This window comes from Modestobacter muralis (genome assembly GCF_010682105.1).
Lineage (GTDB): Bacteria > Actinomycetota > Actinomycetes > Mycobacteriales > Geodermatophilaceae > Modestobacter > Modestobacter muralis.
This window is the reverse complement of sequence record NZ_JAAGWH010000051.1, coordinates 1-25,156: the sequence shown is the minus strand read 5'-3', so window position 1 is coordinate 25,156 and position 25,156 is coordinate 1. Positions and strand designations below refer to the sequence as shown.

The following is a 25,156-nucleotide window of genomic DNA, read 5'->3' as shown; positions in this document are numbered from 1 at the left end:
CTGTGAGGTCGCGGGGGTCAGGGCAGGCTGTCCTGTGTGGCTTCGCTCACGTTGGGTGCACCCGGGACCGGCCCCGGCCACCCGCACGTAACCTGAGCGGTCGGAGGTACCTCACTGATGACTGGCACCAATCCCGGAATCACGCCCGCGGCGAGCGGCGTTGCCCCGGGCATGCACACCGCAGCCGATGCCGAGTTCCACGCTGCCGAGACCCACACCGCCACCGGCGGCCTGGTCAAGAGCGTGGTCGCCCTCGACCGAGTCGTGATCCGGCTGGCCGGCGACTCCGGCGACGGCATGCAGCTGACCGGCAACCGCTTCACCAGCGAGACGGCGGCCTTCGGCAACGACCTGAAGACGCTGCCGAACTTCCCCGCCGAGATCCGGGCGCCCACGGGCACCCTGCCGGGCGTCAGCTCCTTCCAGCTCCACTTCGCCGACCACGGCGTGATGACCCCGGGCGACGCCCCCGACGTCCTCGTCGTGATGAACCCGGCGGCGCTGAAGGCCAACCTGATGGACCTGCCCGGCGGTGGCCTGCTGATCGCCGACTCCGACGAGTTCACCCCGCGCAACCTGGCCAAGGTCGGCTACGCGAGCAACCCGCTGGAGGACGGCTCGCTGGAGGGCTGGCAGCTGGTCAGCGTGCCGCTGACCTCCATGACCACCGAGGCGCTCAAGGACTCCGGGCTGGGCAAGAAGGAGGCCGAGCGGAGCAAGAACATGTTCACCCTTGGCCTGCTGTCCTGGATGTACCACCGGCCGACCGAGGGCACGATCCGCTTCCTGGAGCGCCAGTTCCGGCGCAAGCCGCTGATCGCCGCGGCCAACATCGCCGCGTTCCGGGCCGGCTACAACTACGGCGACACCACCGAGGCGTTCGCGGTCTCCTACGAGATCAAGCCCGCACCGATGGCCCCCGGGCGCTACCGCAACATCTCCGGCAACCAGGCGCTGTCCCTGGGCCTGGTCGCGGCGGGCCAGCTGTCGGGCCTGCCGGTCTTCCTCGGCGCGTACCCGATCACCCCGGCCAGCGACATCCTGCACGAGCTGAGCAAGCACAAGGCGCTGGGCGTGCGGACGTTCCAGGCCGAGGACGAGATTGCCGGCATCGGCGCGGCGCTGGGCGCCTCGTTCGGTGGGGCGCTGGGCATCACCACGACCTCCGGTCCCGGTGTGGCGCTCAAGGCCGAGACCATCGGCCTGGCGGTCATGACCGAGCTGCCGCTGGTCATCGTCGACGTCCAGCGCGGTGGCCCCTCGACCGGGCTGCCCACCAAGACCGAGCAGTCGGACCTCCTGCAGGCGCTCTACGGGCGCAACGGCGAGGCGCCGGTCCCGGTCATCGCCCCCCGCTCCCCCGGCGACTGCTTCGACGCCGCCGTCGAGGCCGCGCGGATCGCGCTGACCTACCGCACCCCGGTGATCCTGCTGTCCGACGGCTACCTGGCCAACGGGGCCGAGCCGTGGGCGGTGCCGGCGCAGGCCGACCTGCCCGACCTGCGGCCGGTCTTCGCGACCGAGCCCAACGGCGAGGACGGCGAGTTCCTGCCCTACCTGCGCGACCCCGAGACGCTGGCCCGCGCCTGGGCCGTCCCGGGCACCGCCGGTCTGCAGCACCGCATCGGCGGGCTGGAGAAGGCCGACCGGACCGGCAACATCTCCTACGACGCGGACAACCACGACTTCATGGTCCGCACCCGCCAGGCCAAGATCGACGGCATCGCGGCGTCCCTCCCGGCCACCGAGGTCGACGACCCGGACGGCGACGCCCGCGTCGCGGTGATCGGCTGGGGCTCGACCTACGGGCCGATCGGGGCCGCCTGCCGGCGCATCCGCGCCTCGGGCCGGTCGATCGCCCAGGTGCACCTGCGGCACCTGAACCCGCTGCCGGCCGACCTGGGCGAGATCCTGGCCCGCTACGACCGGGTGGTGTGCCCGGAGATGAACCTCGGGCAGCTCGCGATGGTCCTGCGGGCCAAGTACCTGGTCGACGTGCACAGCCACACGCAGGTGCGCGGGCTGCCCTTCCGAGCCGCCGAGCTCGCCGCGGTCCTGCAGGACGTCATCGACGGCACCCCCGCCGGGACGACGCACGAGACCGCCGACCGCACCGACACCACCATCCTGGACACCCCTGCCCCGACGGGAGCAGCACTGTGACGGCCATCGAGCACACCTCACCGCACGTCCACGACCTCGGCATGCCCGGCAACCCCATCTCCGCGGCGATCGCCGAGTCGGTGGAGGCCTCCGGGGAGAAGAACGCCACCCTCAAGGCCAAGGACCTCAAGACCGACCAGGAGGTGCGCTGGTGCCCGGGCTGCGGTGACTACGTCATCCTCAACGCCGTCCAGAGCTTCCTGCCCAGCCTCGGGATCGCCCGCGAGGACATGGTCATCGTCTCCGGCATCGGGTGCTCCAGCCGCTTCCCGTACTACATGAACACCTACGGGATGCACTCGATCCACGGCCGCGCCCCGGCCATCGCGACCGGCCTGGCCGCCTCCCGGCCCGACCTGTCGGTGTGGGTCGTGACCGGGGACGGCGACGCGCTGTCGATCGGCGGCAACCACCTGATCCACACGCTGCGCCGCAACGTGAACCTGACGATCCTGCTGTTCAACAACCGGATCTACGGGCTCACCAAGGGCCAGTACTCCCCCACCTCCGAGGTCGGGAAGGTCACCAAGTCCACGCCGATGGGCTCGATCGACGCCCCGTTCAACCCGGTCTCGCTGGCCCTGGGCGCGGACGCCACGTTCGTGGGCCGGGCGATGGACTCCGACCGCAAGGGGCTCACCGACGTGCTGCGGCAGGCCGCCGAGCACCAGGGCACCTCGCTGGTGGAGATCTACCAGAACTGCAACATCTTCAACGACGGCGCCTTCGAGCTGCTCAAGGACCCGACCACCGGCCCGATGTGGACCATCCCGCTGGTGCACGGCGAGCCGCTGGTGTTCGGCCCGGGCGGCGCCTCCTGCGTCGTCCGCGACGACTTCGGCGGCCTGCGGATCGCCGAGACCAACCAGGTCGACGCGTCGCAGATCGTGGTGCACGACGCGCACCGCGAGGACCCGTCCTACGCGTTCGCGCTGTCCCGGCTGTCCAGCCAGGACCTGCGCTACTCCCCGATGGGCGTCTTCCGGTCGGTGGCCAAGCCCACCTACGACCGGATGATGACCGACCAGCTCGAGGACGCCGCGGCCCAGTCCAGCGCCACGCTGGACGACCTGCTGGCAGGCAACGACAGCTGGACCGTGTCATCGTGATCCTCCAGATCACCGCGCGGCCAGGTGCCGTGCCCCGGCGGCGCTGAGCCGCTTCCGTCACACGTCGGGAGGGCCTCCGGCCCCCCACTCCGTGCGACCCGCTCCGCGGTCCGTAGAGCCCGTTCCCCTGTCTCGGGGGACGGGCTCTACGCGTTTCTCCGCAGCACCTCGGTGAGCACTGGCAGAACTGCGGTCAGCTCGGCGCGGGTCGGGGCTGCCCAGCCCAGCACGATCCCGGCCGGGCCGTGGTCACCGAGCCGGTGCCCGGAGAGCGGGTCCAGGCGCAGGCCGCGCCCCGCCGCTGCGGCGATCACCGCGGCCTCGGTCGCGTCGTCGGGCAGCGGGACGACGACGTGCGCACCGGCGTCGTCGCCCAGCGCACGCAGCCCGGCGGCGGTCACCGCGGCGAGCACCTCGTCGCGGCGGGCGTGCAGCTCCCGCCGCAGCCGGCGCAGGTGCCGGGACAGGTCGCCGGAGGCCGCCATCGCCGCCACGACCCGCTGCCCGGCGCGGGCGGGACGGGTGCCGGTCGCCGTCCGGCGGGCCAGCAGGGCGTCGCGGACAGCGGGCGGGGCGACCAGCCAGCCGACGCCCAGGGTCGGGCTGAGGAGCTTGCTCGTGGTGCCGAGGTGGACGACGACGTCGGGAGCGAGCGCGGCCAGCAGCGGCAGCGGCGCCACGTCGTAGCGCAGCTCGCCGTCGTAGTCGTCCTCGACGACCAGGAACCCCTCGGCGCGGGCCCGACCGACCAGCGCCGTGCGGCGGGTCGCGGCCAGCCGGCCGCCGAGCGGGAACTGGTGGGCCGGCGTGCAGTAGACGGCGGACAGTCCGGCGGGCAGTTCGTCGACGACCAGCCCGTCGTCGTCCACCCGCAGCGGGACGACCTCCGCGCCCGCGTCGCGCAGCGCCCCGACGGCGCGGCCGTAGCCGGGGTCCTCCACCCCGACCCGGGCGCCGGGCGGCAGCAACCGGGCCAGCTCGCCGACCGCGGCCGAGGTGCCGGCCGTGGCCACCACGTCGGTACCGGTCGCGGGCAGCCCGCGGTGCCGGAGCAGGTGCTCGGCGACGGCGGCGCGGTAGGCCGGCGCCCCGGCGGCGCTGGTGGCCCCGTCGGGTGCCTCGTCCCCGGCCGCCCGCCAGGCCCGGCGCCAGACCGCCCGGTCCAGCACCTCCAGACACGGCGCCCCGGGTCGCAGGTCCGTTCCCGGCACCGGCCGGTCGAGGACGGGAGCAGGCCCGGCGGCAGGGACCACCGGACCGGGGGTGCCCACCACGAACGTGCCCGCGCCGTGCCGGCCGGCGACCCAGCCCTCGGCGAGCAGCTGGTCGTAGGCGGCCGCGGTCACCGTGCGGCTGACGCCCAGCTCGGTGGCCAGCTGCCGCGTGGAAGGCAGCCGGTCACCGGCCCGCAGGCTCCCCTGCGCGGTCACCGCACGCAGCGCGTCGGCCAGCTGGACCGCCAGCGGCACCCGGGAGGTGCGGTCCAGCAACAGGGGCGGGACGTCGACCACGCGGACCTCCGGGGTGAAGTGGCCTCCCAGGATGCCAGCCCAGTGGCTCTCGGGTGAGGCCACTCGCTGCGCGACGATGACCGGGTGACCACACCGCTGTCCCCCACCGCCCGCAGCACCGTGCGCCGGGGCTCGTCTCGCGCCCGCACCGACCGGGCCGAGCTGTACGCCGTCCTCGACGCCGGGCTGGTCGGGCACCTCGGCGTCGTGCTGGACGGCGCGCCCGTGGTGCTGCCCACGGGCTACGGCCGGGTCGACGACACCCTCTACCTGCACGGCTCCACCGGGGCGGCCATCCTGCGCGCCGCCACGGCCGGCGCCCCGGTGTGTCTCACCGTCACCCACGTGGACGGGGTCGTCTACGCCCGCTCGTCGTTCCACCACTCGATGAACTACCGCTGCGCGGTGGTGCACGGCGTGGCCCGCCCGGTCACCGACCCGGCCGAGCGCGAGCGCGGCCTGGCCGCCCTGACCGAGCAGCTGGCCCCCGGCTCGTGGGACGCGACCCGCCGGCCCGACCGCAGGGAGCTGGCCGCCACCGCCGTCCTCGCGCTGGACCTCACCGAGGCCAGCCTCAAGGTGCGCACCGGCCCGCCCGGCGACGACGACCGTGATCTGGCCGCGCCGGTCTGGGGCGGGGTGCTGCCGGTGCGCACGGTGTTCGGCGAGCCGGCGGACGACCCGCTGCTCCCGCCCGGCGTCGGGGTCCCGGCGCGGGTGCGGGACCGGGTCAGCCCCGCGGGGTGACCCGCAGCAGCTGGTCCTCGCCGTCGCCGTTGTCGGTGGTCACGTACAGCGCGCCGTCGTCGCCCTGGACCGGCGAGCGCACCCGGCCGTAGGTGTCCTCCAGCTCGGGCACGCGGAACTGCTCGACCAGCGCGCCGTCGTCCCCGAGGCGCAGCGCGAGCACGCCGGTGTCCTTCTGCACGCCGAGCAGCAGGACGCCGTCGTAGCCGCCCCACTGCGGGCCGGACAGGAAGCCGCCACCGCTGGCGGCGATGGTCGGGTCGCCGGAGGACCACACCGCGGCGATCGCGCCGGGCAGCGCGAGGTCGGTCATCGGCACGCTCTCGTCGTAGTCGCCGCCCTCGCCCTCGGGGGCCCAGCCGTAGTTGCCGCCCGGGACCGACCGGTTCACCTCGTCGTCGCGGTCACTGCCCTGCTCGACGCTGTAGACCGCCCCGGTGCCGGGCTGGACGGCGATGCCCTGCACGTTGCGGTGGCCGTAGGTCCAGATCAGCCGGGTGACCGGGTCCGGCGAGTCGAGGAACGGGTTGCCGGCCGAGGCCTCGCCGGTGGCCGGGTCGATCCGCAGCACCTTGCCCGCCAGGGTGCCCAGGTCCTGCGGGTTGCTGCCGACCGCGTTGTCGCCGGTGCCCACCAGCAGCTGGCCCTCGGTGTCGAAGCGCGGCCGGCAGCCGCCGTGCCGGCCGCTGGACTCGTTGACCGGGATGCCGCCCAGCAGCGGGTCGGCCACCCGGGTGGCCGCCGTCCAGCCCTCGTCGACGGTCCAGGCGATCACCTGGACCTCGGCGCCGTCGTCGGTCCGGACGCCCTGACAGGTGTAGAACCGCCGGTTGTCGGCGAACGCCGGGTCCAGGGTCAACCCCATGAGCCCGGTCTCCCCGTCGGCGAACAGGTCGTCGAGGTCGGCGTCGAGCTCCTGCACGCTGCCGTCGGGGCGCACCGCCGTGAAGGCCCCGCCGCGCTCGTCGACCAGCAGCGTGCCGTCGGGCGCGCGGGCGACGTCCCAGGGGTGGTCGAGGTCCTCCGCGAGGACGTCGACCTGCAGCGCCGGCACCCCCTGGGCGGAGGCGGCGGCGTCCGGGACGTCAGTGGCCGCCTCCTCCCCCTGCTCACCGGGTGCGGCGCTGCAGCCCGCGAGGGCGAGGACGGCGGCGAGCGGGAGGAGGGCGGCGCGGTTCACCCGCCCCAGGATGCCCCGGGATCGGGTGGTGCGTTCAGGAGGTGCGCGTGACCACGTAGGTGCACAGCGCCGACAGCGCCTCGCGGACCGGCCCCTCGGGGACGGCGACCAGCCGGGCGCGGGCCCGGTCGGCGTAGTCGTTGAGCACCGCGGTCGCCCGGGCCAGCGAGGCGGAGGAGCGCAGCAGCGCCAGCGCCTCGGCGTGCTCGGCGTCGTCGACCACGGGGCCGGCGACCAGCTCACGGAGCCGGGCCTCGGCCGGGTCGTCACCGGCCAGGGCGAAGAGCACCGGCAGGGTGGCGATGCCCTCGCGCAGGTCGGTGCCCGGCAGCTTGCCCGACGCCCCGCCCTCGCTGACGATGTCGATCAGGTCGTCGGAGAGCTGGAAGGCGACGCCGACCTCCTCACCGAACGCGGTCAGCGCGGTGACCAGCTCGGCGGGGGCGCCGGCGAAGGTGGCGCCGAAGCGGGCCGAGGTGGCGACCAGCGAGCCCGTCTTGTCGGCCAGGACGCCGAGGTAGTGGTCGACGCGGTCCTCGCCGGGCGCGGCGCCGACGGTCTCCCGGAGCTGACCGGTGACCAGCCGCTCGAAGGTCTTCGCCTGCACCCGCACGGCCTCGGGGCCGAGGTCGGCGAGCAGGTCCGAGGCCCGGGCGAAGAGGAAGTCACCGGTCAGGATGGCGACGCTGTTGGTCCACCGGCTGTTGGCACTCGGCGCCCCACGGCGGACGGAGGCCTCGTCCATCACGTCGTCGTGGTACAGCGTGGCCAGGTGGGTCAGCTCGCAGACGACGGCAGCGGCGACCACCTCGTCGGCCTCGCCGTTCCCCAGCTGGGCGGCCAGCAGCGCCAGCATCGGCCGGAACCGTTTGCCGCCGGCGGCCATCAGGTGACCGGCCGCCTCGCTGACGAAGGCGTGGTCGCTGGCCACCGCGGTGGCCAGCGCCGACTCGACCCGCAGCAGCCCCGCGGACAGCGCGAGGCCGAGCTCGCCCTCGGGCAGCCAGGGGCCCATCGTCGAGGGAGGGGTGGAGGGCCGGTGCCACAGCTGGGTGTCCCGCTGGGTCTCGCTCCCGCCGCCACGTGGGCTGGTGGTGCCGGCTCCGGTCATCAACCGCTGAAGATACAGCCCGCCGGCCCCGGCCCGGACCCGACCACCTGGCTGCCGCCCTGCTCAGCCGACGAGGACGGCCGCGGACCGGGCGAGGTCGAGCACCGTCCCCGGCAGCAGGCCCAGCAGCAGCGTCGCGGCCGCCGTGACGGCCAGCACCACGGTGGTCGGCAGGCCGGGAACCCCGACGGTCGGGCCGTCGGCCGCGGGCTCGGCGAAGTACATGAGCACGACCACCCGCAGGTAGAAGAAGGCCGCCACGGCGCTGGCGACCAGGGCCACCACCGCCAGCGGCCAGGCCCCGGCCTCGATGGTGGCCCGGAAGACGGCGAACTTGCCGGTGAACCCGCTGGTCAGCGGCAGCCCGGCCAGGGCGAGCAGGAAGAAGGTCATCAGCGCCGCCACCACCGGCGACCGCTGGGCGAGCCCGGCCCAGCCGCTGAGGGCGCTGGCCTCCCCGTCGCCGTCGCGGACCAAGGTGAGCAGCCCGAACGCGCCGAGCGTGGTCAGCCCGTAGGCCAGCAGGTAGAACATCGTCGCCGCGAGCCCGGAGCCGTCGACGCCGAGGACGCCGGTGAGCAGGAACCCGGCGTGCGCGATCGAGGAGTACGCCAGCATGCGCTTGAGGTCGGTCTGGGTGAGCCCGAGCACGGCGCCGACGACCATCGACACGATCGCCAGCGTGTAGACCAGCGGCCGCCAGGTGTCCGCCGCGTCGCCGAACCCGACGTACAGCAGCCGGAGCACGGCCCCGAACGCCGCGACCTTGGTGGCCGAGGCCATGAAGGCGGTCACCGCGGTGGGCGCGCCCTGGTAGACGTCCGGCGTCCAGCTGTGGAACGGCGCGACGCCGGCCTTGAACATCAGCCCGACCACGAGCAGGCCGAGGCCCAGCAGCAGCAGCGGCTCGCTGCCGGTCCGGCCCGAGGCGGCGCCGATGTCGGACAGCCGGATGCTGCCGGTGGCGCCGTAGACCAGCGCCAGCCCGTAGAGGAAGAACGCCGAGGCGAAGGCGCCGAGCAGGAAGTACTTGACCGCCGCCTCCTGGGACAGCAACCGCCGGCGGCGGGCCAGCCCGGCCATCAGGTACAGCGGCAGGCTCAGCACCTCCAGCGCCACGAACATGACCAGCAGGTCGTTGGCGGCGGTGAACAGCATCATGCCGCCGACGGCGAAGGAGGCCAGCGGGTAGACCTCGGTCTGCACCCGGGTCGAGGTGGCCAGCTCCCGGTCGCGCACGGTGCCGGCCGGGACCGCGGCGGCGGCGACGAACGCCGAGCGGGCCGGGTCGAGGGCGCGCTCGCTGAACAGCAGCACCGACAGCGCCCCGAGCGCGGCGATGGTGCCCTGCAGGAACAGCGCGGGCCCGTCGACGGCGAGCGCGCCGGCGGCGGTCACCTCCTGGGTGCCGGCCAGCAGGACGGTGCCCACGAGCGCGCCGAGCATCCCCACCAGGGCGAGGGCCACCTGCGTGCGGTGCCGGGCGGCGCGGGGCACGAACGCCTCGACCAGCACACCGGCCGCGGCCGCGCCGAGGACGAACAGCAGCGGCGCGAGGGCGGCGAAGGACAGGTCCGGTGCCTGGATGTCGGGCATCAGCGGGCTCCCCCGAGGTCGGTGAGCGTGGCCTCGACGGCCGGGGTGACCAGGTCGACGAGCGGCTGCGGGTACACCCCGAGGACCACGACCAGGGCCACCAGCGGCGCGACGACGGCGGTCTCCAGCCGGGTCAGGTCGCGCACCCGTGACCGTGCCTGCACCGCGACGGCGGTCGCGCCACCACCGGACGGCGCCGGGGCGTCCTCGTCGTCCGGCGGTGGGCCGTGCAGGGTGCGCTGGACCAGCAGCAGAACGTAGAGGGCGGCCAGCACGATGCCGACGGTGGCCACGATCGTGAACACCGGGCGCTCCGGGAAGGAACCGATGAGCACCAGGAACTCCCCGACGAAGCTGCCGGTGCCCGGCAGCGCCAACGAGGCCAGCCCCGCGACCAGGAACACCCCGGCCAGCACGGGGGCGGTCGCGGCCAGCCCGCGGGCGTCGGCGACCCGCCGCGAGCCGGTGCGGCTGATGACCATCCCGACCACCAGGAAGAGCAGGCCGGTCGCGATGCCGTGGTTGACCATGTAGACCACCGCGCCGGTGGCCGCCTCGGTGGTGAAGGCGAAGATGCCCAGCGCGATGAAGCCGAAGTGCGCGATGGACGTGCAGGACACCAGCCGCTTGAGGTCGCTCTGGCCCACCGCGAGCAGCGCGGCGTAGATGATGCCCGCGACGGCGAGCACCAGCACCCACGGGGCGAGGTCGCGTGAGGCGTCGGGGAACAGCGGCAGGCAGTACCGCAGGAACCCGTAGGTGCCCACCTTGTCCAGCACCCCGACCAGCAGCACCGAGCCCGCGATCGGGGCCTCGGCGCCGGCGTCGGGCAGCCAGGTGTGGAAGGGCACCAGCGGCGACTTGATCGCGAACGCCAGGAAGAAGCCGGCGAACAGCAGTTTCTGCACGCCCGGGTCGATGTCGAGCTGCCGCAGCGCGTCGAAGGCGAACGTGCCCCGGCCGAGCTCGGACTCGCTGACCACGTACAGGCCGATGACCGCGGCGAGCATGACCAGCCCGCCGAGCAGGCTGTAGAGGAAGAACTTCACCGCGGCGTACTGCCGGGCCGGCCCGCCGAAGCTGCCGATCAGGAAGTACATCGGGACGAGCATCGCCTCGAAGAAGACGTAGAACAGGAAGACGTCGGTGGCGGCGAAGACGCCCACCAGCGTCGCCTCGAGCAGCAGCAGCCAGGCCCAGAACACCCGCATCGAGCGCTTCGCCGGGGCGGTGTCATGCCACGAGGCGCCGATCACGACCGGCACCAGCAGGCCGGTGAGCAGCAGCATCGCCAGCGCGATCCCGTCGACGCCGAGGGCGAAGCTGACCCCGAAGTCGGGGATCCAGGCGACGGAGGTGACGTGCTGGAACCGCTCGCCGCCGGGGTCGAAGGAGACGGTGGCCCCGACGGCCAGCAGCAGCACGAGCAGGCTGACCGCGAGGGTGAGCTGCCGGGCCAGCGCCTCGCGGGCCGGCGGCAGTGCTGCGACCACCGCCGCCCCGACGGCGGGGACGACGATCATCAGCAGCAGCCACGGGACGTCTGTCACCGGGTCCTCCCTCGGTCGGTCATCCGGTGGTCCCGGCGAGCAGCGCCCCGGCGATCAGCACGGCGCCGCCGAGGATGCCGAGGGCGTAGCTGCGCACGAAGCCGGTCTGCAGCCGCGCGAGCCGGGACGACGAGCCGCCCAGCCCGGCCGCGGCCCCGTTGACCAGGCCGTCGACGCCGCGGGCGTCGACCCACACCAGCGCCCGGGTCAGCCAGGTGCCCGGCCGCATGAGGAGCGCCTCGTTGACCGCGTCGGCGTACAGCCCGCGGCGGGCGGCGGTGACCAGCGGGGAGACCCGGGCCGGCGCGGTCGTGGGCACCTCGCGCCGGCCGACGACCAGCCAGGCGGTGAGCGCCCCGGCGGCGACCACGGCGGTCACCACCAGCGAGACCAGCGCCGGGGCGACCACGTGCGCGGCCTCGGCGGGCTCGCCGAACACCGGCTCGAGCCAGTCGGTGAGCGGGAAGACCTGCACGAGCAGGAACCCGGCGGCGACCGACCCGACAGCGAGCACCACCATCGGCGCGGTCATCACCGTCGGGGACTCGTGCGGTTGCACGCCCTCACGCCAGCGGGCCCTGCCGAAGAAGGTCATCAGCATCAGCCGGGTCATGTAGAACGCGGTCAGCCCGGCGCCCAGGACGGCGACCCCGCCGAGCAGCCAGCCCGACCAGCCGCCGCGGTTCAGCGCCGCCTCGATGATCGCGTCCTTGGTCCAGTACCCGGACAGGAACGGGAAGCCGATCAGCGCCAGGTAGCCCAGCCCGAAGGTCACGAAGGTGACCGGCAGCCGCCGGGCCAGGCCGCCGAAGCGGCGCATGTCGGTCTCGTCGTCCATCGCGTGCATCACCGAGCCGGCCCCGAGGAACAGCCCGGCCTTGAAGAAGCCGTGGGTGAGCAGGTGCGCGATGCCGGCGGCGTAGCCGACCGGGCCGAGGCCCACGGCCAGGAACATGTAGCCGATCTGGCTGACCGTGGAGTACGCCAGCACCTTCTTGACGTCGTCGAACGCGCAGCCCACGACCGCCCCGATCAGCAGGGTGACCGCGCCGATGACCAGGACGACGGTGCGGGCGGTGGGCGTCGCGTCGTACAGCGGCGCCGACCGGGCGATCAGGTAGACCCCGGCGGTGACCATGGTGGCGGCGTGGATCAGCGCTGAGACCGGCGTCGGGCCCTCCATGGCGTCGGGGAGCCAGGCCTGCAGCGGGAACTGCCCGGACTTCCCGCACGCACCGAGCAGCAGGAGGAGCCCGATCGCGGTGACCGTGCCCCCGGCGAGCAGGCCGACGGAACCGAACACGCCCGCGTAGGACGTCGTCCCCAGCTGGGCGAACATCACGAAGACGGCCAGCGCCAGGCCGACGTCGCCGACCCGGTTCATCAGGAACGCCTTCTTCGCCGCGGTGGCGGCCGCCGGGCGGGTGTGCCAGAAGGCGATGAGCAGGTAGGACGCGAGCCCCACGCCCTCCCAGCCGACGTAGAGGGCGACATAGCTGTTGCCGAGGACCAGCAGCAGCATCGCGGCGACGAACAGGTTCAGGTAGGCGAAGAACCGCCGGCGGGCGGGGTCGTGCGCCATGTAGCCGATCGAGTAGACGTGGATCAGCGCGCCGACACCGGTGATCAGCAGCACGAACACCGCCGACAGCGGGTCGAACAGCAGCCCGGCCTGCACGTCCAGCTCCCCGGTGGACAGGAAGGTGAACAGGTCGACGCTCACCGAGCGCTCGTCGAGCCCGGCCAGCTGCACGGTGCACAGCACGGCGAGGAGGAACGCGGTGGCCACGGTTCCGGTGGCCAGCAGGTGGCCCCACCGGTCGGTGCGCCGGCCGCCGAGCAGCAGCACCGCCGCCCCGGCGAGCGGCAGGGCGATCAGCAGCCAGGAGGCGCCGAGCAGACCGGGGGTCGTGACGGTGTCCATGGCCGGCTCAGTACTTCAGCAGGTTGACGTCGTCGACCGAGGCCGAGCGGCGGGTGCGGTAGACGCTCATGATGATCGCCAGGCCCACCACGACCTCGGCCGCGGCGACCACCATCACGAAGAAGGCGATCAGCTGGCCGTCGAGGCCGCCGGTGGAGCGGGCGAAGGTCACCAGGGTCAGGTTCACCGAGTTGAGCATCAGCTCCACGCACATGAAGACGACGATGGCGTTGCGCCGCACCAGCACCCCGACCGCGCCGATGGTGAACAGCACGGCGGCCAGCACCAGGTAGTTCGCGATCGTCACTCGGTCCCCCTCAGCGTGCCGAGCGCGGCGTCCGGTCCGCCGCCGGTGCGCCGGGACAGCGGCAGCTCGTCGACGACCTGCGGCTCCACACCGGTGCTGGCGCTGGCCGGTGACGGGCTGCCGTCGGGCAGCCGGCCGGGTGCGGCGATGGAGTTGGCCCGGGCGTAGACGCCGGGGCCGGGCAGGGTCTGCGGGTGGTCGCCGGTGAGGAAGCGGGCGCGCGACAGCTCCTTCTGCGACGGCCGGCTGCCGGGCTCGCGCTCGACGTGGGCCAGCACCATCGCGCCGACCGCGGCGGTGATCAGCAGCGCGCTGGTGACCTCGAAGGCCAGCAGGTAGCGGGTGAACAGCAGCTCGGCGATGCCCTCGACGTTGCCGCCCGCCGCACCGTCGCCCAGCCCCTGCGGGACGACGTCGGTGGTGGCCCGGGCGACCCCGGCGCCCACCAGCCCGGCGAAGCCCATGCCGAGCACGATCGCCGCGAGCCGCTGGCCGCGCAGGGTCTCCACCACCGAGTCGGAGGTGTCCCGGCCGACCAGCATCAGCACGAAGAGGAACAGGATCATGACCGCGCCGGTGTAGACGATGATCTGCACCGCGCCCAGGAACGGCGCCCCCTGGACGACGTAGAAGACCCCGAGCACGAGCATGGTGTTGACCAGCCACAGCGCGGAGTGGACGGCGTTGCGCGAGAGCACCGTGCCCAGCGCCCCGGCCAGCGCGATCGGCCCGAGCACCCAGAAGACGACGGCCTCCCCGGTGCCCGGCTGCCCGGCGGTGTCGGCGGCTGCGGCCAGCACGCTCATGCCGGCGTCCCCGCGTCGCGGACGTAGTAGTCGCGCTCGTCGTCGCCCAGCCGCAACGGGTGCGGCGGCTGCTCCATGCCCGGAAGCAGGGGGGCGAGCAGCTGCTCCTTGGTGTAGATCAGCTTCTGCCGGTCGTCGTCGGCCAGCTCGAAGTCGTTGCTCATGGTCAGCGAGCGGGTCGGGCAGGCCTCGATGCACAGCCCGCAGAAGATGCAGCGCAGGTAGTTGATCTGGTAGACCGCGCCGTACCGCTCGCCGGGTGAGAACCGGGCCTCGTCGGTGTTGTCCCCGCCCTGCACGTAGATCGCGTCGGCCGGGCACGCCCAGGCGCACAGCTCGCAGCCCACGCACTTCTCCAGGCCGTCGGGGTGCCGGTTGAGCACGTGCCGGCCGTGGTAGCGCGGCTTGGTCTGCTTGGGCACCTCCGGGTACTCCTCGGTGGTGACCTTCGCGAACATCGCCGCGAAGGTGACGCCGAAGCCCTGCGCGGGCCCGGGCAGCCGGGACGTGCGCTTCGCCGGGGCACCGGTCTCAGCGGGCCGCGTCACCTCGGCGCCGCGGCGCGGTTCGGGCAGGTGCTCAGACATCGCCGTCCTCCTCGGTGGTGAGGGCCGGCGCGCCGACCCCGACGGGTTCGCGGGTGCGCAGCCGTGGGGACGGCGGCACGACCAGGTCCAGCGGGGGCACCGGGAACCCGCCGGCGGCGCTGGAGCTGCCGCGCGGGGGCAGCACCTCGGCGCCGGTGGGCTGCAGTGCGCCGGCCGCGGCGGCCCGGGCGACCACCCGGGTGTCGCGGTTGCGGCGGCGGGAGGCGATCAGCAGGCCGGCGATGACCACCAGCGCGAGCGGCACCCCGACGAACACCGCGATCACGCCGCCGTCCAGGCCGGCCTCGCGGGAGACGGTGCGCATCGTGGCGACGACCAGGATCCAGACCAGCGCCGTGGGCACCAGCACCTTCCAGCCGAAGCGCATGAACTGGTCGTAGCGGAGCCGGGGCAGGGTGCCGCGCAGCCAGATGAAGACGAACAGCGCGGCGACGACCTTGCCGAAGAACCACAGCAGCGGCCACCAGCCGGTGTTCGCGCCGTCCCAGACCGAGATCGGCCACGGCGCGCGCCAGCCGCCCAGGAAGAGGGTCGCGGCCAGCGCGGAGACGGTGACCATGTTGACGTACTCGGCCAGGAAGAAGAGCGCGAACTTCAGCGACGAGTACTCGGTGTGGAAGCCGCCGACCAGCTCGCTCTCGGCCTCGGGCAGGTCGAACGGCGCCCGGTTGGTCTCCCCCACCACGGCGATCACGTAGATGACGAAGGACACCGGCAGCAGGACGGCGAACCAGCCCGGGCCGTTGCCGGTACCCCCGAACAGCGACGTCCCGTTCGCCTGGGCGGCGACGATCTCCGAGGTCGACATCGACCCGGCGTAGAGGAAGACCGCCACGATCGACAGCCCCATGGCGATCTCGTAGCTGACCATCTGGGCGGCGCTGCGCAGCCCGCCGAGCAGCGGGTAGGTCGAGCCGGACGCCCAGCCGGCCAGCACGATGCCGTAGACGCCCATCGCCGAGCAGGCCAGCACGATCAGCACGCCGATCGGGGCGTCGGTGAGCTGCAGCGGGGTGCGCTCGCCGAAGATGCTCACCGTCGGGCCGAGCGGGATGACCGAGAACGCCAGGAACGCCGGGATGGTGGCGATGACCGGGGCCAGGAAGTACACCGGCCGGTCGGCCAGCGCCGGCATGATGTCCTCCTTGAACGCCAGCTTCAGGCCGTCGGCGAGGCTCTGCAGGTAGCCGCGCGGGCCGACCCGGTTGGGGCCGGTCCGCTGCTGCATCCGGGCGACGACCTTGCGCTCGAAGACGATCGCGAACAGCGTCATGGCGACGAGCACGCCGAAGATGCCGACGATCTTGATGAGCACGATCCACCACACGTCGTGCCCGAAGTCGGCCAGCGTGGGCTGGTCGGCGCTGGCCAGGGCGGTCATGCCGCACCGCCGCTCAGGGTGACGACGGCGCCCGGCCGCAGGCCCGAGCCCATGGGCACCCAGACGACGCCCTCGGGCAGGTCGCCCAGCTGCAACGGCAGCGTGAGCGACCCGGCGACGGTGAGCGGGTCGCCCTCGGCCAGGCCCAGCCGGGCGGCGGTCGCGGCACCCAGCCGGGCGACCGGCCGGCGGGCGGTGCCGGCCAGCGCCGGCTCGTCGCGCAGCAGCGTGCCGCCGTCGAGCAGCTGCCGCCAGGAGGCGAGCACCGCCTGTCCCGCGGCGAGCCGCGGAGCCGGCGCCGGGGCGACGTCCGGCCCGGGCGGCGGCGCCTGCGCGGCACCGCCGAGGGCGACCAGCTCGGTGCGGGCGGCGGTGGTGGTCGGCAGGCCGAGGTCGACCCCGAGGTGCTCGGCGATGCCGTGCAGCACGCGGGCGTCGGTGAGCTGGCCGGTGCCGTGCAGGGTGGCGTCGAAGGCGCGCACGCGGCCCTCCCAGTCCAGGTAGGCGCCGGCCTTCTCCGGTGCCGCGGCGACGGGGAGGACGACGTCGGCGTGCGCGGTGACCGCGCTGGGGAACAGCTCCAGGCTGACCACGAACCCGGCGGCGGCCAGCGCGTGGGCGGCCAGCGCGGGGTCGGGCAGGTCGGCGGGGTCGACGCCGCCGACGAGCAGCCCGCCCAGGGCGCGGTCCCGGGCGGCGGTGAGGATGCCGGTCAGGTCGCGGCCGGGGCACGCCGGGAGGTCCACCCCCCAGACCCGCTCCATCTCGGTCCGGTCGAGCAGGGTGGTGAGCACCCGCCCGCCGGGGAGCAGCCCGGGCAGCGCCCCGGCCTCGATCGCGCCCCGTTCCCCGGCCCGACGCGGCACCCAGCCCACCCGGGCACCGGTGGCCCGGGCCAGGGCGGCGACCGCGGTGAACCCGCCGGGCACCTCGGCCAGCCGCTCCCCCACCAGGACGACGGCGCCGGGACGACGCAGCTCCTCGCTGGCGTGCAGACCGGCCAGGGTGCGGGGCTCGTCGCCGGGGACCGTGGTCAGCACGGTCGCCTGAAGCTTCGTCGCGGCGCGGGTGGCGAACGGGACGACGTCGAGCACGCGCAGGCCGTTCTCGCGGACCGCGCGGCGGAGCCGGAGGAAGACGATCGGCGACTCCTCCTCCGGCTCGAAGGCGACCAGCAGCACCGTCGGGGCGGCGCTGAGCTCGTCGTAGGTGACCGCACCGGCGCCGGGTGCGGTCCCGGCGACGGCGGTGGCGAGGAAGGCCAGCTCCTCGGCGGAGTGCGCGCGGGCCCGGGCGTCGACGTCGTCGGTGCCGAGCGCGACCCGGGCGAACTTGGCGTAGGCGTAGGCGTCCTCGACGGTCAGCCGGCCGCCGGGGAGCACGCCGACCCCACCGGCCGCCCGCGCCGCCGCCAGCCCCGCGGCCGCGGCGGCCCACGCCTCCGGCCAGGAGGCGGGGCGCAGCTCGCCGTCCCGCCGGACCAGCGGGGTGGTGAGCCGGGCGTCGCTGGCCGCGTAGCGGAAGGCGTAGCGGCCCTTGTCGCAGGTCCACTCCTCGTTGACCGCCGCGTCCTCCCCGGCGAGACGGCGGGTGACCTCGCCGCGGCGGTAGTCGGTGCGCTGGGCGCAGCCGCTGGCGCAGTGCTCGCAGACGCTGGGCTCGCTGCGCAGGTCGAACGGGCGGGAGCGGAACCGGTAGGTCGAGCTGGTCAGCGCGCCGACCGGGCAGATCTGGGTGGTGTTGCCGGAGAAGTAGGACTCGAACGGCTCGTCGTCGTAGACCGCGACCTGCTCCAGCGCGCCGCGCTCGAAGAGCTCGATGAACGGGTCGCCGGCGATCTGCTGGCTGAACCGGGTGCACCGGGCGCAGAGCACGCAGCGCTCGCGGTCCAGCAGCACCAGCGGGCTGATCGGCATCGGCTTGGGGTAGGTGCGCTTGACCTCGACGAAGCGGGTCTCGGTGCGCCCGTTGCTCATCGCCTGGTTCTGCAGCGGGCACTCGCCGCCCTTGTCGCAGACCGGGCAGTCCAGCGGGTGGTTGGCCAGCAGCAGCTCCATCGTGCCCTGCTGCGCCTTGTCCGCGACCGGGCTGGACAGCTGGGTGTGCACCTCCATGTCCGGGGTGACCGGGGTGGTGCAGGAGGCGACCGGCTTGCGCTGCCCGCCCACCTCGACCAGGCACTGCCGGCACGCACCGACCGGCTCCAGCAGCGGGTGGTCGCAGAACCGCGGGATCTGCACGCCGATCTGCTCGGCGGCCCGGATGATCAGCGTGCCCTTGGCCACCGCGACCGGGAAGCCGTCGATGGTCAGGTGGACGGCGTCGTCCGGAGTGTGCGGGCCGGGGACGGCCGGGGGCGTGGCCGGGGCGGGAGTGGGGACGGTGGTGGTCATGCCATCGCTCCGACGGGCACGGCCGCCACGGGCTCGATGCGGAGCGAGCGGCCGAGTCGTTCCTGCTCGTCCAGCGGCAGCAGCGCCACGTAGTCGTCGCGGAAGTACTTCATGGAGCTGGCGATGCAGCTGGTGGCACCGTCACCGAGCGCGCAGAACGACCGGCCGAGGATGTTGTCGGCGATGTCGGTGAGCAGGTCCAGGTCGGTGGCCATCCCCCGCCCGTGCACCAGCCGTTCCAGCACCTGGACCAGCCAGGACGTGCCCTCCCGGCACGGGGTGCACTTGCCGCAGCTCTCGTGGGCGTAGAACTCGGTGAACCGCAGCGTCGCCTCGACGATCGAGTCGGTCTCGTCGAAGACCATCAGCGCGGTGGTGCCGAGCATGGAGCCCGCCTTGCCGACGGAGTCGAAGTCCAGCGGGACGTCGAGGTGCTCAGGGGTGAAGTACGGGGTGGAGCTGCCGCCCGGGGTCCAGAACTTCAGCTCGTGCCCGGGCCGCACGCCGCCGGCCATCGCCAGCAGCTCGCGCATCGTCGTCCCCATCGGGGCCTCGTACTGGCCGGGGTGCACCACCCGGCCCGACAGCGAGTAGATCTTCGGGCCGGGGCTCTTCTCCGGGCCGAAGCGCTTGAACCAGTCCGCACCGCCGCGGACCACGTAGGGCACGGTGGCCAGCGTCTCGACGTTGTTGATCACCGTCGGAGAGCCGTAGAGGCCGGCGACGGCGGGGAACGGCGGCTTGAGCCGGGGCTGGCCGCGGTAGCCCTCCAGCGACTCCAGCAGCGCGGTCTCCTCACCGCAGATGTAGGCGCCGGCGCCGGCGTGCACGACCAGCTCCACGTCCCAGCCCGAGCCGAGGACGTCGGTGCCGAGGTAGCCCGCGGCGTACGCCTCCTGCACCGCGGCGACCAACCGGCGGTGGGCGTGCACGGCCTCGCCGCGGACGTAGATGACGGCGAAGTGCGAGCGGATGGCGTAGGCGGCGATGACCACGCCCTCGATCAGCGAGTGCGGGTCGGCCATCATCAGCGGGACGTCCTTGCAGGTGCCCGGCTCGCCCTCGTCGGCGTTGACCACCAGGTACTTCGGTGCGGCCGCCGGGCCGGTCGGGGTCTCCCCCGGCTTGGGCTGCGGGATGAAGCTCCACTTCATGCCGGTCGGGAAGCCGGCGCCGCCGCGGCCGCGCAGGCCGGAGTCCTTGACCAGGGCGACCAGCTCGTCGGGCGTCATCGCCAGCGCCTGCCGGAGCGCGGCGTAGCCGTCGAGGCGTTCGTAGGTCTCCAGCGTCCAGGAGCGCTCCGCGGCGAAGCGCTGGGTCAGGACCGGGGTCAGGGGCATGTCAGACCTCTCGCTCGACGGACGTGCCGGACCCGGACTGGCCCTGGGTGGCGGGCCGGTCGGTGCCCTCGGCACCGCGCTCGGCGAGCTGCCGACCGGCGGGCTCGGGGGTGTCCGGGTGGTGCTGCTCGGCACCGGCCTGCTCGGCCGGGTTGCCGGCTGCGGCGACCGCCGTGTCGGCGGCCTGCTCGGCCGGCGTCTCCCCCGCCGTCCCCGCCGTGGGCACGTCGGGTGCGGGGGCGGGGTCCGGCTCGGGGATCCCGTAGGGGGGTGCGGTCTCGCCGCGCTCGGCGGCCAGCCGGACGCCGACCAGCGTCGGGACACCGGCCGACGGCCCGTCCACCGCGGCCTGTGCGGCGGCGGCGTCGGGGTGCTGGGAGAGGCCGGCGAGCTGGCGGGAGACGCCGCGGAAGTCGGTCAGCGGGGCGCCGCGGGTGGGCGGCGGCTTCTCCCCCATCCGCAGCGCGGTGACCAGGGAGCGGGCAGACTCGACGTCCTGCTGGTCGTAAAACTCGTAGTCGACGGTGACGACGGGGGCGTGGTCGCAGGCGGCCAGGCACTCGGCGTGCTCGAGGGTGATCGTGCCGTCGGGGGTGGTCTGGTCGTGGCCGACGCCGAGGTCGGCCGACAGCGCGTCGTAGATCCGCTGTCCGCCGAGGACGGCGCAGAGGGTGTTGGTGCAGACGCTGACCAGGTGCTCGCCGGTCGGGTGCCGCTTGAACATCGTGTAGAACGTCGAGACCGCGCCGATCTCGGCCTTGGTGAGCCCGAGCAGTCGCGCGCAGAAGCCGACGCCCTCGGGCGAGACGTACCCCTGCACGGACTGGACCAGGTGCAGCATCGGCAGCAGCGCCGAGCGCGGCTGCGGGTAGCGGGCCATCAGCTCGCGGGCCTCGGCCTCGGTCTGCGCGGTCAGCGGCGGCAGGCCGGCGACGTGCGCGGTCGGGCTGCCGTCGAGCCCGGTGGTGGCGGCGGCCTCCGGGGACCCGTGCAGCGCGGTCACCGGTCCACCCCGCCCATGACCGGGTCGATGGAGGCGATCGCGGCGATGACGTCGGCGATCATGCCGCCCTCGCTCATCGCCGCCGTGGCCTGTAGGTTCACGAAGCTGGGGTCGCGGACGTGCACCCGGAACGGGCGGGTGCCGCCGTCGCTGACCACGTGGTAGCCGAGCTCGCCGCGGGGGGACTCGATCGCCTGGTAGACCTGCCCGGCCGGCACCCGGAAGCCCTCGGTCACCAACTTGAAGTGGTGGATCAGGGCCTCCATCGACTGGCCCATGATGTGCCGGACGTGGTCGAGGGAGTTGCCCATGCCGTCGGCGCCCAGGGACAGCTGCGCGGGCCAGGCGATCTTCTTGTCCTCCACCATGACCGGGCCGGGTTCGAGCCGGTCGACGGCCTGACCGACGATCTTCAGCGACTCGCCCATCTCGGCCACCCGCACCAGGTAGCGGCCCCAGGCGTCGGCGGTGTCGGCGGTCGGCACCTCGAAGTCGTAGGTCTCGTAGCCGCAGTACGGCTCGACCTTCCGCAGGTCCCAGGGCAGGCCGGCGGCGCGCAGCACCGGGCCGGTGACGCCGAGGGCGAGGCAGCCGGTCACGTCGAGGAAGCCGACGTCCTTGAGGCGCCGCTGCCAGATCGGCTGGCCGGTGAGGAGGCGGTGCATCGCGGCGATCCGCTCCGGCATGACGGTGAGCAGCTCGCGGATGCGGACCTCGACGCCGGCGGGCAGGTCCTGGGCCAGGCCGCCGGGGCGGACGTAGGCGTGGTTCATCCGCAGCCCGGTGATCTCCTCGAGCACGTCGAGCACCAGCTCGCGCTCGCGGAAGCCGTTGGTCATCCCGGTGAGGGCGCCCATCTCCATGCCGAAGGTGGCGAGCCCGACCAGGTGCGAGGCGATCCGGTTGAGCTCCATCACCAGGACGCGGATCGTCTGCGCGCGTTGTGGCACCTCGATGCCCAGCAGCTTCTCCACGGCCAGGCAGTAGGCGGTCTCGTTGAACAGCGGGGCGAGGTAGTCCATCCGCGTGACGAGCGTCGTCCCCTGGGTCCAGGTGCGGTACTCCGTCGTCTTCTCGATGCCGGTGTGCAGGTAGCCGATGACCACGCGGGCCTTGGTCACCGTCTCGCCCTCGAGGTCGAGCACCAGGCGCAGGACGCCGTGGGTGGAGGGGTGCTGAGGACCCATGTTGACGACGAGCCGCTCGTTCTCGTGCGGGTCGGCGCCGAAGGTCTGGTCCCAGTCGCCGCCGGTGACCGTGTAGACCCGGCCCTCGGTGGTCTGGCGCGAGCCGGCGTACGGGTCCTGCGTCGTGGTCATCGGTAGCTCCGGCGCTCGTCGGGCGGCGGGATCTGGGCGCCCTCGAACTCGACCGGGACGCCGCCGAGGGGGTAGTCCTTGCGCTGGGGGTGGCCGTCCCAGTCGTCGGGCATGAGGATCCGGGTCAGTGCGGGGTGGCCGTCGAAGACGACGCCGAACATGTCCCACACCTCCCGCTCGTGCCAGTCCGCGGTCGGGTAGGTGCCGGTGACGGAGGGGACGTGCGGGTCCTCCGCGGTGACGGCGACCTCCAGCCGGATCCGGCGGCGGTAGGTCATCGAGGTCAGGTGGTGGACGACGTGGAAGCGCGGCCGGCCGGTGTTCGCGGCCGGACCGCCGGAGTCGAGGTAGTCGACGGCGGAGACGCTGCTGCACAGCTCGAAGCGCAGCGCCTCGTCGTCCCGCAGGGCCTGCACCAGGGTGAGCAGGTGCTCGCGGTCGACGAAGTAGGTGATCTCGCCGCGGTCGACCAGCACCCGCGGGACGGCGGCGGCGAAGGTCGCCTCACCCACGGCGTCGACGAGCGCGTCAGTGACCTCGTCGAACCAGCCGCCGTAGGGACGCTCGGTGGAGTGCAGCGCGACCGCGCCGCCGGGCTCGACGCGGACCAGGCCGCCGAAGCCGGAGGTGTCGCCGCTGCCGGTGACCCCGAACGCGCCGCGACGGAACCCGTCGGTCATCGGGGCCCTCCCGGCCCCGGCAGGAGGACGGCGTGGCCGCCGCGCTCCTCGCTGGTGAACTGGCCGGTGCGGCCCGCGGCGGCCGCGGCCTCGTAGGCGCGGCGACGCTCGGGGTCGACGCGGACGCTGGAGGGCATCTCCAGGTGCAGGTCGGGCGCGGTGCCGTCGGCGCGGGCGGCGGCCTGCTGGGCGGCCCGCTTCGCGCCGAGCGGCTGGTGCTGGATCTTGGTGTGCAGCTTGAGGATGGCGTCGGTGAGCATCTCCGGCCGCGGCGGGCAGCCGGGCAGGTACATGTCCACCGGGACGACGTGGTCGACGCCCTGGACGATCGCGTAGTTGTTGAACATGCCGCCGGAGCTGGCGCAGACGCCCATCGCGAGCACGTACCGCGGCTCGGGCATCTGGTCGTAGATCTGGCGCAGGACCGGGGCCATCTTCTGGCTCACCCGTCCGGCGACGATCATCAGGTCGGCCTGGCGCGGCGAGGCGCGGAAGACCTCCATGCCGAACCGGGCCAGGTCGTAGCGGCCGGCGCCGGAGGCCATCATCTCGATGGCGCAGCAGGCCAGGCCGAAGGTGGCCGGCCACAGCGAGGACTTGCGGGTCCAGTTGACCAGCTTCTCCACGCTGGTCAGCAGGACGCCGGACGGCAGCTTCTCTTCCAGGCCCATGTCAGCTCACTCCCACTCGAGCCCGCCACGGCGCCACACGTAGGCGTAGGCGATGAAGACGGTGCCGATGAAGACGGCCATCTCGACCAGGCCGAAGACGCCGAGTGAGTCGTTGGCGACGGCCCAGGGGTAGAGGAAGACGATCTCGATGTCGAAGACGATGAACAACATCGCGGTCAGGTAGTACTTGACCGGGAAGCGGCCGCCGGTGAGCGGCTGGTCGACCGGCTCGATGCCGCACTCGTAGGCCTCGAGCTTGGCGCGGTTGTAGCGGCGCGGGCCGATGAACGGGGCGGCCGTCACCGAGAACAGGGCGAAGGCGGCGGCAAGGGCGAACAGGCCGACGAGCGGGACGTAGTTCGACAGCATCAGGCGTGCTCTCCGCCCACGGAGGCCGGCGGCGGACCAGCCGCCGTGCGACCGCCGCGGGGTGTGCACCTCGTCGTGCAGACCACCGGACGACCTCTCTTCCGCACCCGGCGGACCGGGTCGGCGCTTGTGAACTACTTCACAAAGTCGAGCGTTTGGAGCCTATCTCCGCTGGTGACCGGCGCACCAGACCTTTCGTGAGACATTTCACAAACGGTTGTCACGGGCGCACTGAGCTGGACGTTCGTCGGTCAGGCGCGTGCTCCGCCGGGGACGGATGGGCGCGCGACGGGGTCGGCCGGCCTCGGCGCCGGCGCGGGGGAGACGGAGCCGCCGGGTCCACGAGCGACGGGGCGGCGCGAGCGCAGGCGACGCCATCGGGGCAGGGGCTGCTGCGCACTGTCTGCCGGTGCTGCCCTCGCGCCCTCCGCTCAGGGCATGACCGTGGGCGGGGGCTGATCCCCGATGCGGGACGACGCCACGGCGCATCGCCCGACACCTGCTCGTCCGAGTCCCACTGGTCGATTGGACGTCGTCGCCACGGATCGCTCGATGCTCGGGACCACGGCCCTCCATCGCCGCACAGCCACCGGCATGCCGCCGAGCGCAGCGGCGGCGCTGCGCTCGGCGGGTGGGGCGTCAGAAGGGCGGGGGGTCGGCGCGGGCGCCGCTGGCCACCAGCTGGCGACTCGGTGGCCACTGCTGTCCGATGGTCAGCCGCAGGCCCGGCGGACGGGTGGTGCGGGTGACCCCGCTGGGCGTCGTCACCGACAGGACCCCGTCGGCGGTCATGGTGAACCGCCAGCCGGGGGCGTGGGTCTTGAGCCGGTGGTGCCGGCGGCACAGGCAGCACAGGTTGGCGCAGTCGGTCGGGCCGCCGTCGCCGTGGGCGTGCACGTGGTCGAGGTCGGTGCGCGCGGCGGGACGACGGCAGCCGGGATGCCGGCAGGTGCGGTCGCGGGCGTGCAGGAACCGGCGCTGCGCGGGGGTGGGGGTGTACCGGTCGACCGGCGGTGGACGGTCGACCGCCGGGCACCCGCACCTGCCGCCCGGGTGGTCGGTGCACCCGCGGCGGACCAGCCGCTGGAGTTCTGGTCGGCTGACCGTCGCCCGCAGCGCGCCGGTGAGCGGGTCGACCAGTGAGATCCCCAGCGAACCGCCGGTCGGGGCCTGCAGACCACCCGGGCACAGGGAGTCGAGCTCCTCGAGCAGGTCGCGGAGCTGCTGGTGGGTGATCGGCGCACCGTCGACCGACGCGGCGTCCTCATCCGTCGGCAGCCCCGCTGACTGCGCACGACCGGTGCCGGCGGTCGGACGTCCATCCGGGTCGTCCGGCGTCGTGGTGGGGCTCGGGCGCGAGTGCCCGCCCACGGCGCCCAGCGGCGCGA

At 73.8% G+C, this 25,156-nt stretch carries 21 protein-coding genes; 3 read left to right on the top strand and 18 right to left on the bottom strand.

Annotated elements, in window-relative coordinates; translation table 11 throughout:
* The first annotated feature begins 171 nt into the window (after positions 1-171).
* Both GCU67_RS17165 and GCU67_RS17160 read left to right on the top strand, forming a co-directional pair.
* On the top strand, positions 172-2,163 hold the full coding sequence (locus GCU67_RS17165; protein ID WP_246215288.1) for a 2-oxoacid:acceptor oxidoreductase subunit alpha: 1,992 nt from the start codon (positions 172-174) through the stop codon (positions 2,161-2,163).
* Positions 2,160-3,272 carry a 2-oxoacid:ferredoxin oxidoreductase subunit beta gene (locus GCU67_RS17160; RefSeq protein ID WP_338105106.1) on the top strand — a complete coding sequence of 371 codons (1,113 nt, stop codon included), beginning with the start codon at positions 2,160-2,162 and terminating at the stop codon, positions 3,270-3,272. The genes GCU67_RS17165 and GCU67_RS17160 overlap by 4 nt, the downstream gene beginning before the upstream one ends.
* 146 nt (positions 3,273-3,418) lie before the next feature.
* On the opposite strand, the gene pdxR is transcribed toward GCU67_RS17160, so the two are convergent.
* A complete protein-coding gene (gene pdxR / locus GCU67_RS17155) occupies positions 3,419-4,846 on the bottom strand; it encodes a MocR-like pyridoxine biosynthesis transcription factor PdxR (protein WP_338105105.1) in 1,428 nt (475 codons plus the stop codon).
* Positions 4,847-4,867: 21 nt separating this feature from the next.
* On the opposite strand from pdxR, the gene GCU67_RS17150 reads away from it, so the two are divergent.
* Entirely contained in the window at positions 4,868-5,530 is a 663-nt protein-coding gene (locus GCU67_RS17150) for a pyridoxamine 5'-phosphate oxidase family protein (protein WP_163612577.1), read from the top strand.
* Here the strand turns inward: GCU67_RS17150 and GCU67_RS17145 are convergent.
* The 17 genes from GCU67_RS17145 to GCU67_RS17065 all read right to left on the bottom strand — a co-directional run.
* On the bottom strand, positions 5,514-6,710 hold the full coding sequence (locus tag GCU67_RS17145; RefSeq protein WP_163612575.1) for a PQQ-dependent sugar dehydrogenase: 1,197 nt from the start codon (positions 6,708-6,710) through the stop codon (positions 5,514-5,516). The two genes, GCU67_RS17150 and GCU67_RS17145, sit on opposite strands and share 17 nt — an antisense overlap.
* A 34-nt stretch (positions 6,711-6,744) precedes the next feature.
* Entirely contained in the window at positions 6,745-7,821 is a 1,077-nt protein-coding gene (locus GCU67_RS17140) for a polyprenyl synthetase family protein (protein ID WP_246215287.1), read from the bottom strand.
* A gap of 63 nt (positions 7,822-7,884) precedes the next feature.
* Positions 7,885-9,417 (bottom strand): NADH-quinone oxidoreductase subunit NuoN, encoded by a 1,533-nt coding sequence (nuoN, locus tag GCU67_RS17135; protein ID WP_163612573.1) that lies wholly within the window; start codon positions 9,415-9,417, stop codon positions 7,885-7,887.
* The gene (locus GCU67_RS17130) at positions 9,417-10,967 is read right to left on the bottom strand and encodes an NADH-quinone oxidoreductase subunit M (protein WP_163612571.1); all 1,551 of its coding nucleotides are present in this window, start codon (positions 10,965-10,967) and stop codon (positions 9,417-9,419) included. The genes nuoN and GCU67_RS17130 overlap by 1 nt, the downstream gene beginning before the upstream one ends.
* A gap of 19 nt (positions 10,968-10,986) precedes the next feature.
* On the bottom strand, positions 10,987-12,891 hold the full coding sequence (nuoL, locus tag GCU67_RS17125; RefSeq protein ID WP_163612570.1) for an NADH-quinone oxidoreductase subunit L: 1,905 nt from the start codon (positions 12,889-12,891) through the stop codon (positions 10,987-10,989).
* Between the two features lie 7 nt (positions 12,892-12,898).
* Complete coding sequence (gene nuoK, locus GCU67_RS17120; protein ID WP_163612568.1) at positions 12,899-13,198, bottom strand: NADH-quinone oxidoreductase subunit NuoK; 300 nt, start codon at positions 13,196-13,198, stop codon at positions 12,899-12,901.
* Entirely contained in the window at positions 13,195-14,004 is an 810-nt protein-coding gene (locus GCU67_RS17115; protein WP_163612566.1) for an NADH-quinone oxidoreductase subunit J, read from the bottom strand. Before GCU67_RS17115 ends, nuoK begins: the two co-directional genes overlap by 4 nt.
* Positions 14,001-14,591, bottom strand: a complete 591-nt coding sequence (nuoI, locus tag GCU67_RS17110) for an NADH-quinone oxidoreductase subunit NuoI (protein WP_163612564.1) — start codon at positions 14,589-14,591, stop codon at positions 14,001-14,003. The genes GCU67_RS17115 and nuoI overlap by 4 nt, the downstream gene beginning before the upstream one ends.
* The gene (nuoH, locus tag GCU67_RS17105; protein ID WP_163612562.1) at positions 14,584-15,993 is read right to left on the bottom strand and encodes an NADH-quinone oxidoreductase subunit NuoH; all 1,410 of its coding nucleotides are present in this window, start codon (positions 15,991-15,993) and stop codon (positions 14,584-14,586) included. The genes nuoI and nuoH overlap by 8 nt, the downstream gene beginning before the upstream one ends.
* Positions 15,990-18,386, bottom strand: a complete 2,397-nt coding sequence (locus GCU67_RS17100; protein WP_163612561.1) for an NADH-quinone oxidoreductase subunit G — start codon at positions 18,384-18,386, stop codon at positions 15,990-15,992. Before GCU67_RS17100 ends, nuoH begins: the two co-directional genes overlap by 4 nt.
* The gene (gene nuoF, locus GCU67_RS17095; protein ID WP_163612559.1) at positions 18,383-19,726 is read right to left on the bottom strand and encodes an NADH-quinone oxidoreductase subunit NuoF; all 1,344 of its coding nucleotides are present in this window, start codon (positions 19,724-19,726) and stop codon (positions 18,383-18,385) included. Before nuoF ends, GCU67_RS17100 begins: the two co-directional genes overlap by 4 nt.
* Before the next feature lies 1 nt (position 19,727).
* Entirely contained in the window at positions 19,728-20,729 is a 1,002-nt protein-coding gene (gene nuoE, locus GCU67_RS17090; protein ID WP_163612557.1) for an NADH-quinone oxidoreductase subunit NuoE, read from the bottom strand.
* Entirely contained in the window at positions 20,726-22,048 is a 1,323-nt protein-coding gene (locus GCU67_RS17085) for an NADH-quinone oxidoreductase subunit D (protein ID WP_163612555.1), read from the bottom strand. The genes nuoE and GCU67_RS17085 overlap by 4 nt, the downstream gene beginning before the upstream one ends.
* Positions 22,045-22,728, bottom strand: a complete 684-nt coding sequence (locus tag GCU67_RS17080) for an NADH-quinone oxidoreductase subunit C (RefSeq protein ID WP_163612553.1) — start codon at positions 22,726-22,728, stop codon at positions 22,045-22,047. Before GCU67_RS17080 ends, GCU67_RS17085 begins: the two co-directional genes overlap by 4 nt.
* Positions 22,725-23,399: a NuoB/complex I 20 kDa subunit family protein gene (locus tag GCU67_RS17075; protein ID WP_163612551.1), complete on the bottom strand. Its 675-nt coding sequence runs from the start codon at positions 23,397-23,399 to the stop codon at positions 22,725-22,727. The genes GCU67_RS17080 and GCU67_RS17075 overlap by 4 nt, the downstream gene beginning before the upstream one ends.
* A gap of 6 nt (positions 23,400-23,405) precedes the next feature.
* Positions 23,406-23,768 carry an NADH-quinone oxidoreductase subunit A gene (locus GCU67_RS17070; RefSeq protein WP_420846365.1) on the bottom strand — a complete coding sequence of 121 codons (363 nt, stop codon included), beginning with the start codon at positions 23,766-23,768 and terminating at the stop codon, positions 23,406-23,408.
* 639 nt (positions 23,769-24,407) lie between these two features.
* The coding region (locus tag GCU67_RS17065; protein ID WP_163612549.1) for an HNH endonuclease signature motif containing protein at positions 24,408-25,156 on the bottom strand (749 nt) is incomplete at its 5' end.

Bases quoted from the DNA above. Each gene is read 5' to 3' on its own strand.
- GCU67_RS17115 (WP_163612566.1), bottom strand. From the start codon at position 14,004: ATGAGCGTGCTGGCCGCAGCCGCCGACACCGCCGGGCAGCCGGGCACC.
- nuoH (WP_163612562.1), bottom strand. From the start codon at position 15,993: ATGACCGCCCTGGCCAGCGCCGACCAGCCCACGCTGGCCGACTTCGGG.
- GCU67_RS17085 (WP_163612555.1), bottom strand. From the start codon at position 22,048: ATGACCACGACGCAGGACCCGTACGCCGGCTCGCGCCAGACCACCGAG.
- GCU67_RS17070 (WP_420846365.1), bottom strand. From the start codon at position 23,768: ATGCTGTCGAACTACGTCCCGCTCGTCGGCCTGTTCGCCCTTGCCGCC.
- GCU67_RS17080 (WP_163612553.1), bottom strand. From the start codon at position 22,728: ATGACCGACGGGTTCCGTCGCGGCGCGTTCGGGGTCACCGGCAGCGGC.
- GCU67_RS17140 (WP_246215287.1), bottom strand. From the start codon at position 7,821: ATGACCGGAGCCGGCACCACCAGCCCACGTGGCGGCGGGAGCGAGACC.
- nuoI (WP_163612564.1), bottom strand. From the start codon at position 14,591: ATGTCTGAGCACCTGCCCGAACCGCGCCGCGGCGCCGAGGTGACGCGG.
- nuoL (WP_163612570.1), bottom strand. From the start codon at position 12,891: ATGGACACCGTCACGACCCCCGGTCTGCTCGGCGCCTCCTGGCTGCTG.
- GCU67_RS17075 (WP_163612551.1), bottom strand. From the start codon at position 23,399: ATGGGCCTGGAAGAGAAGCTGCCGTCCGGCGTCCTGCTGACCAGCGTG.
- nuoN (WP_163612573.1), bottom strand. From the start codon at position 9,417: ATGCCCGACATCCAGGCACCGGACCTGTCCTTCGCCGCCCTCGCGCCG.
- GCU67_RS17100 (WP_163612561.1), bottom strand. From the start codon at position 18,386: ATGACCACCACCGTCCCCACTCCCGCCCCGGCCACGCCCCCGGCCGTC.
- nuoF (WP_163612559.1), bottom strand. From the start codon at position 19,726: ATGCCCCTGACCCCGGTCCTGACCCAGCGCTTCGCCGCGGAGCGCTCC.
- GCU67_RS17165 (WP_246215288.1), top strand. From the start codon at position 172: ATGCACACCGCAGCCGATGCCGAGTTCCACGCTGCCGAGACCCACACC.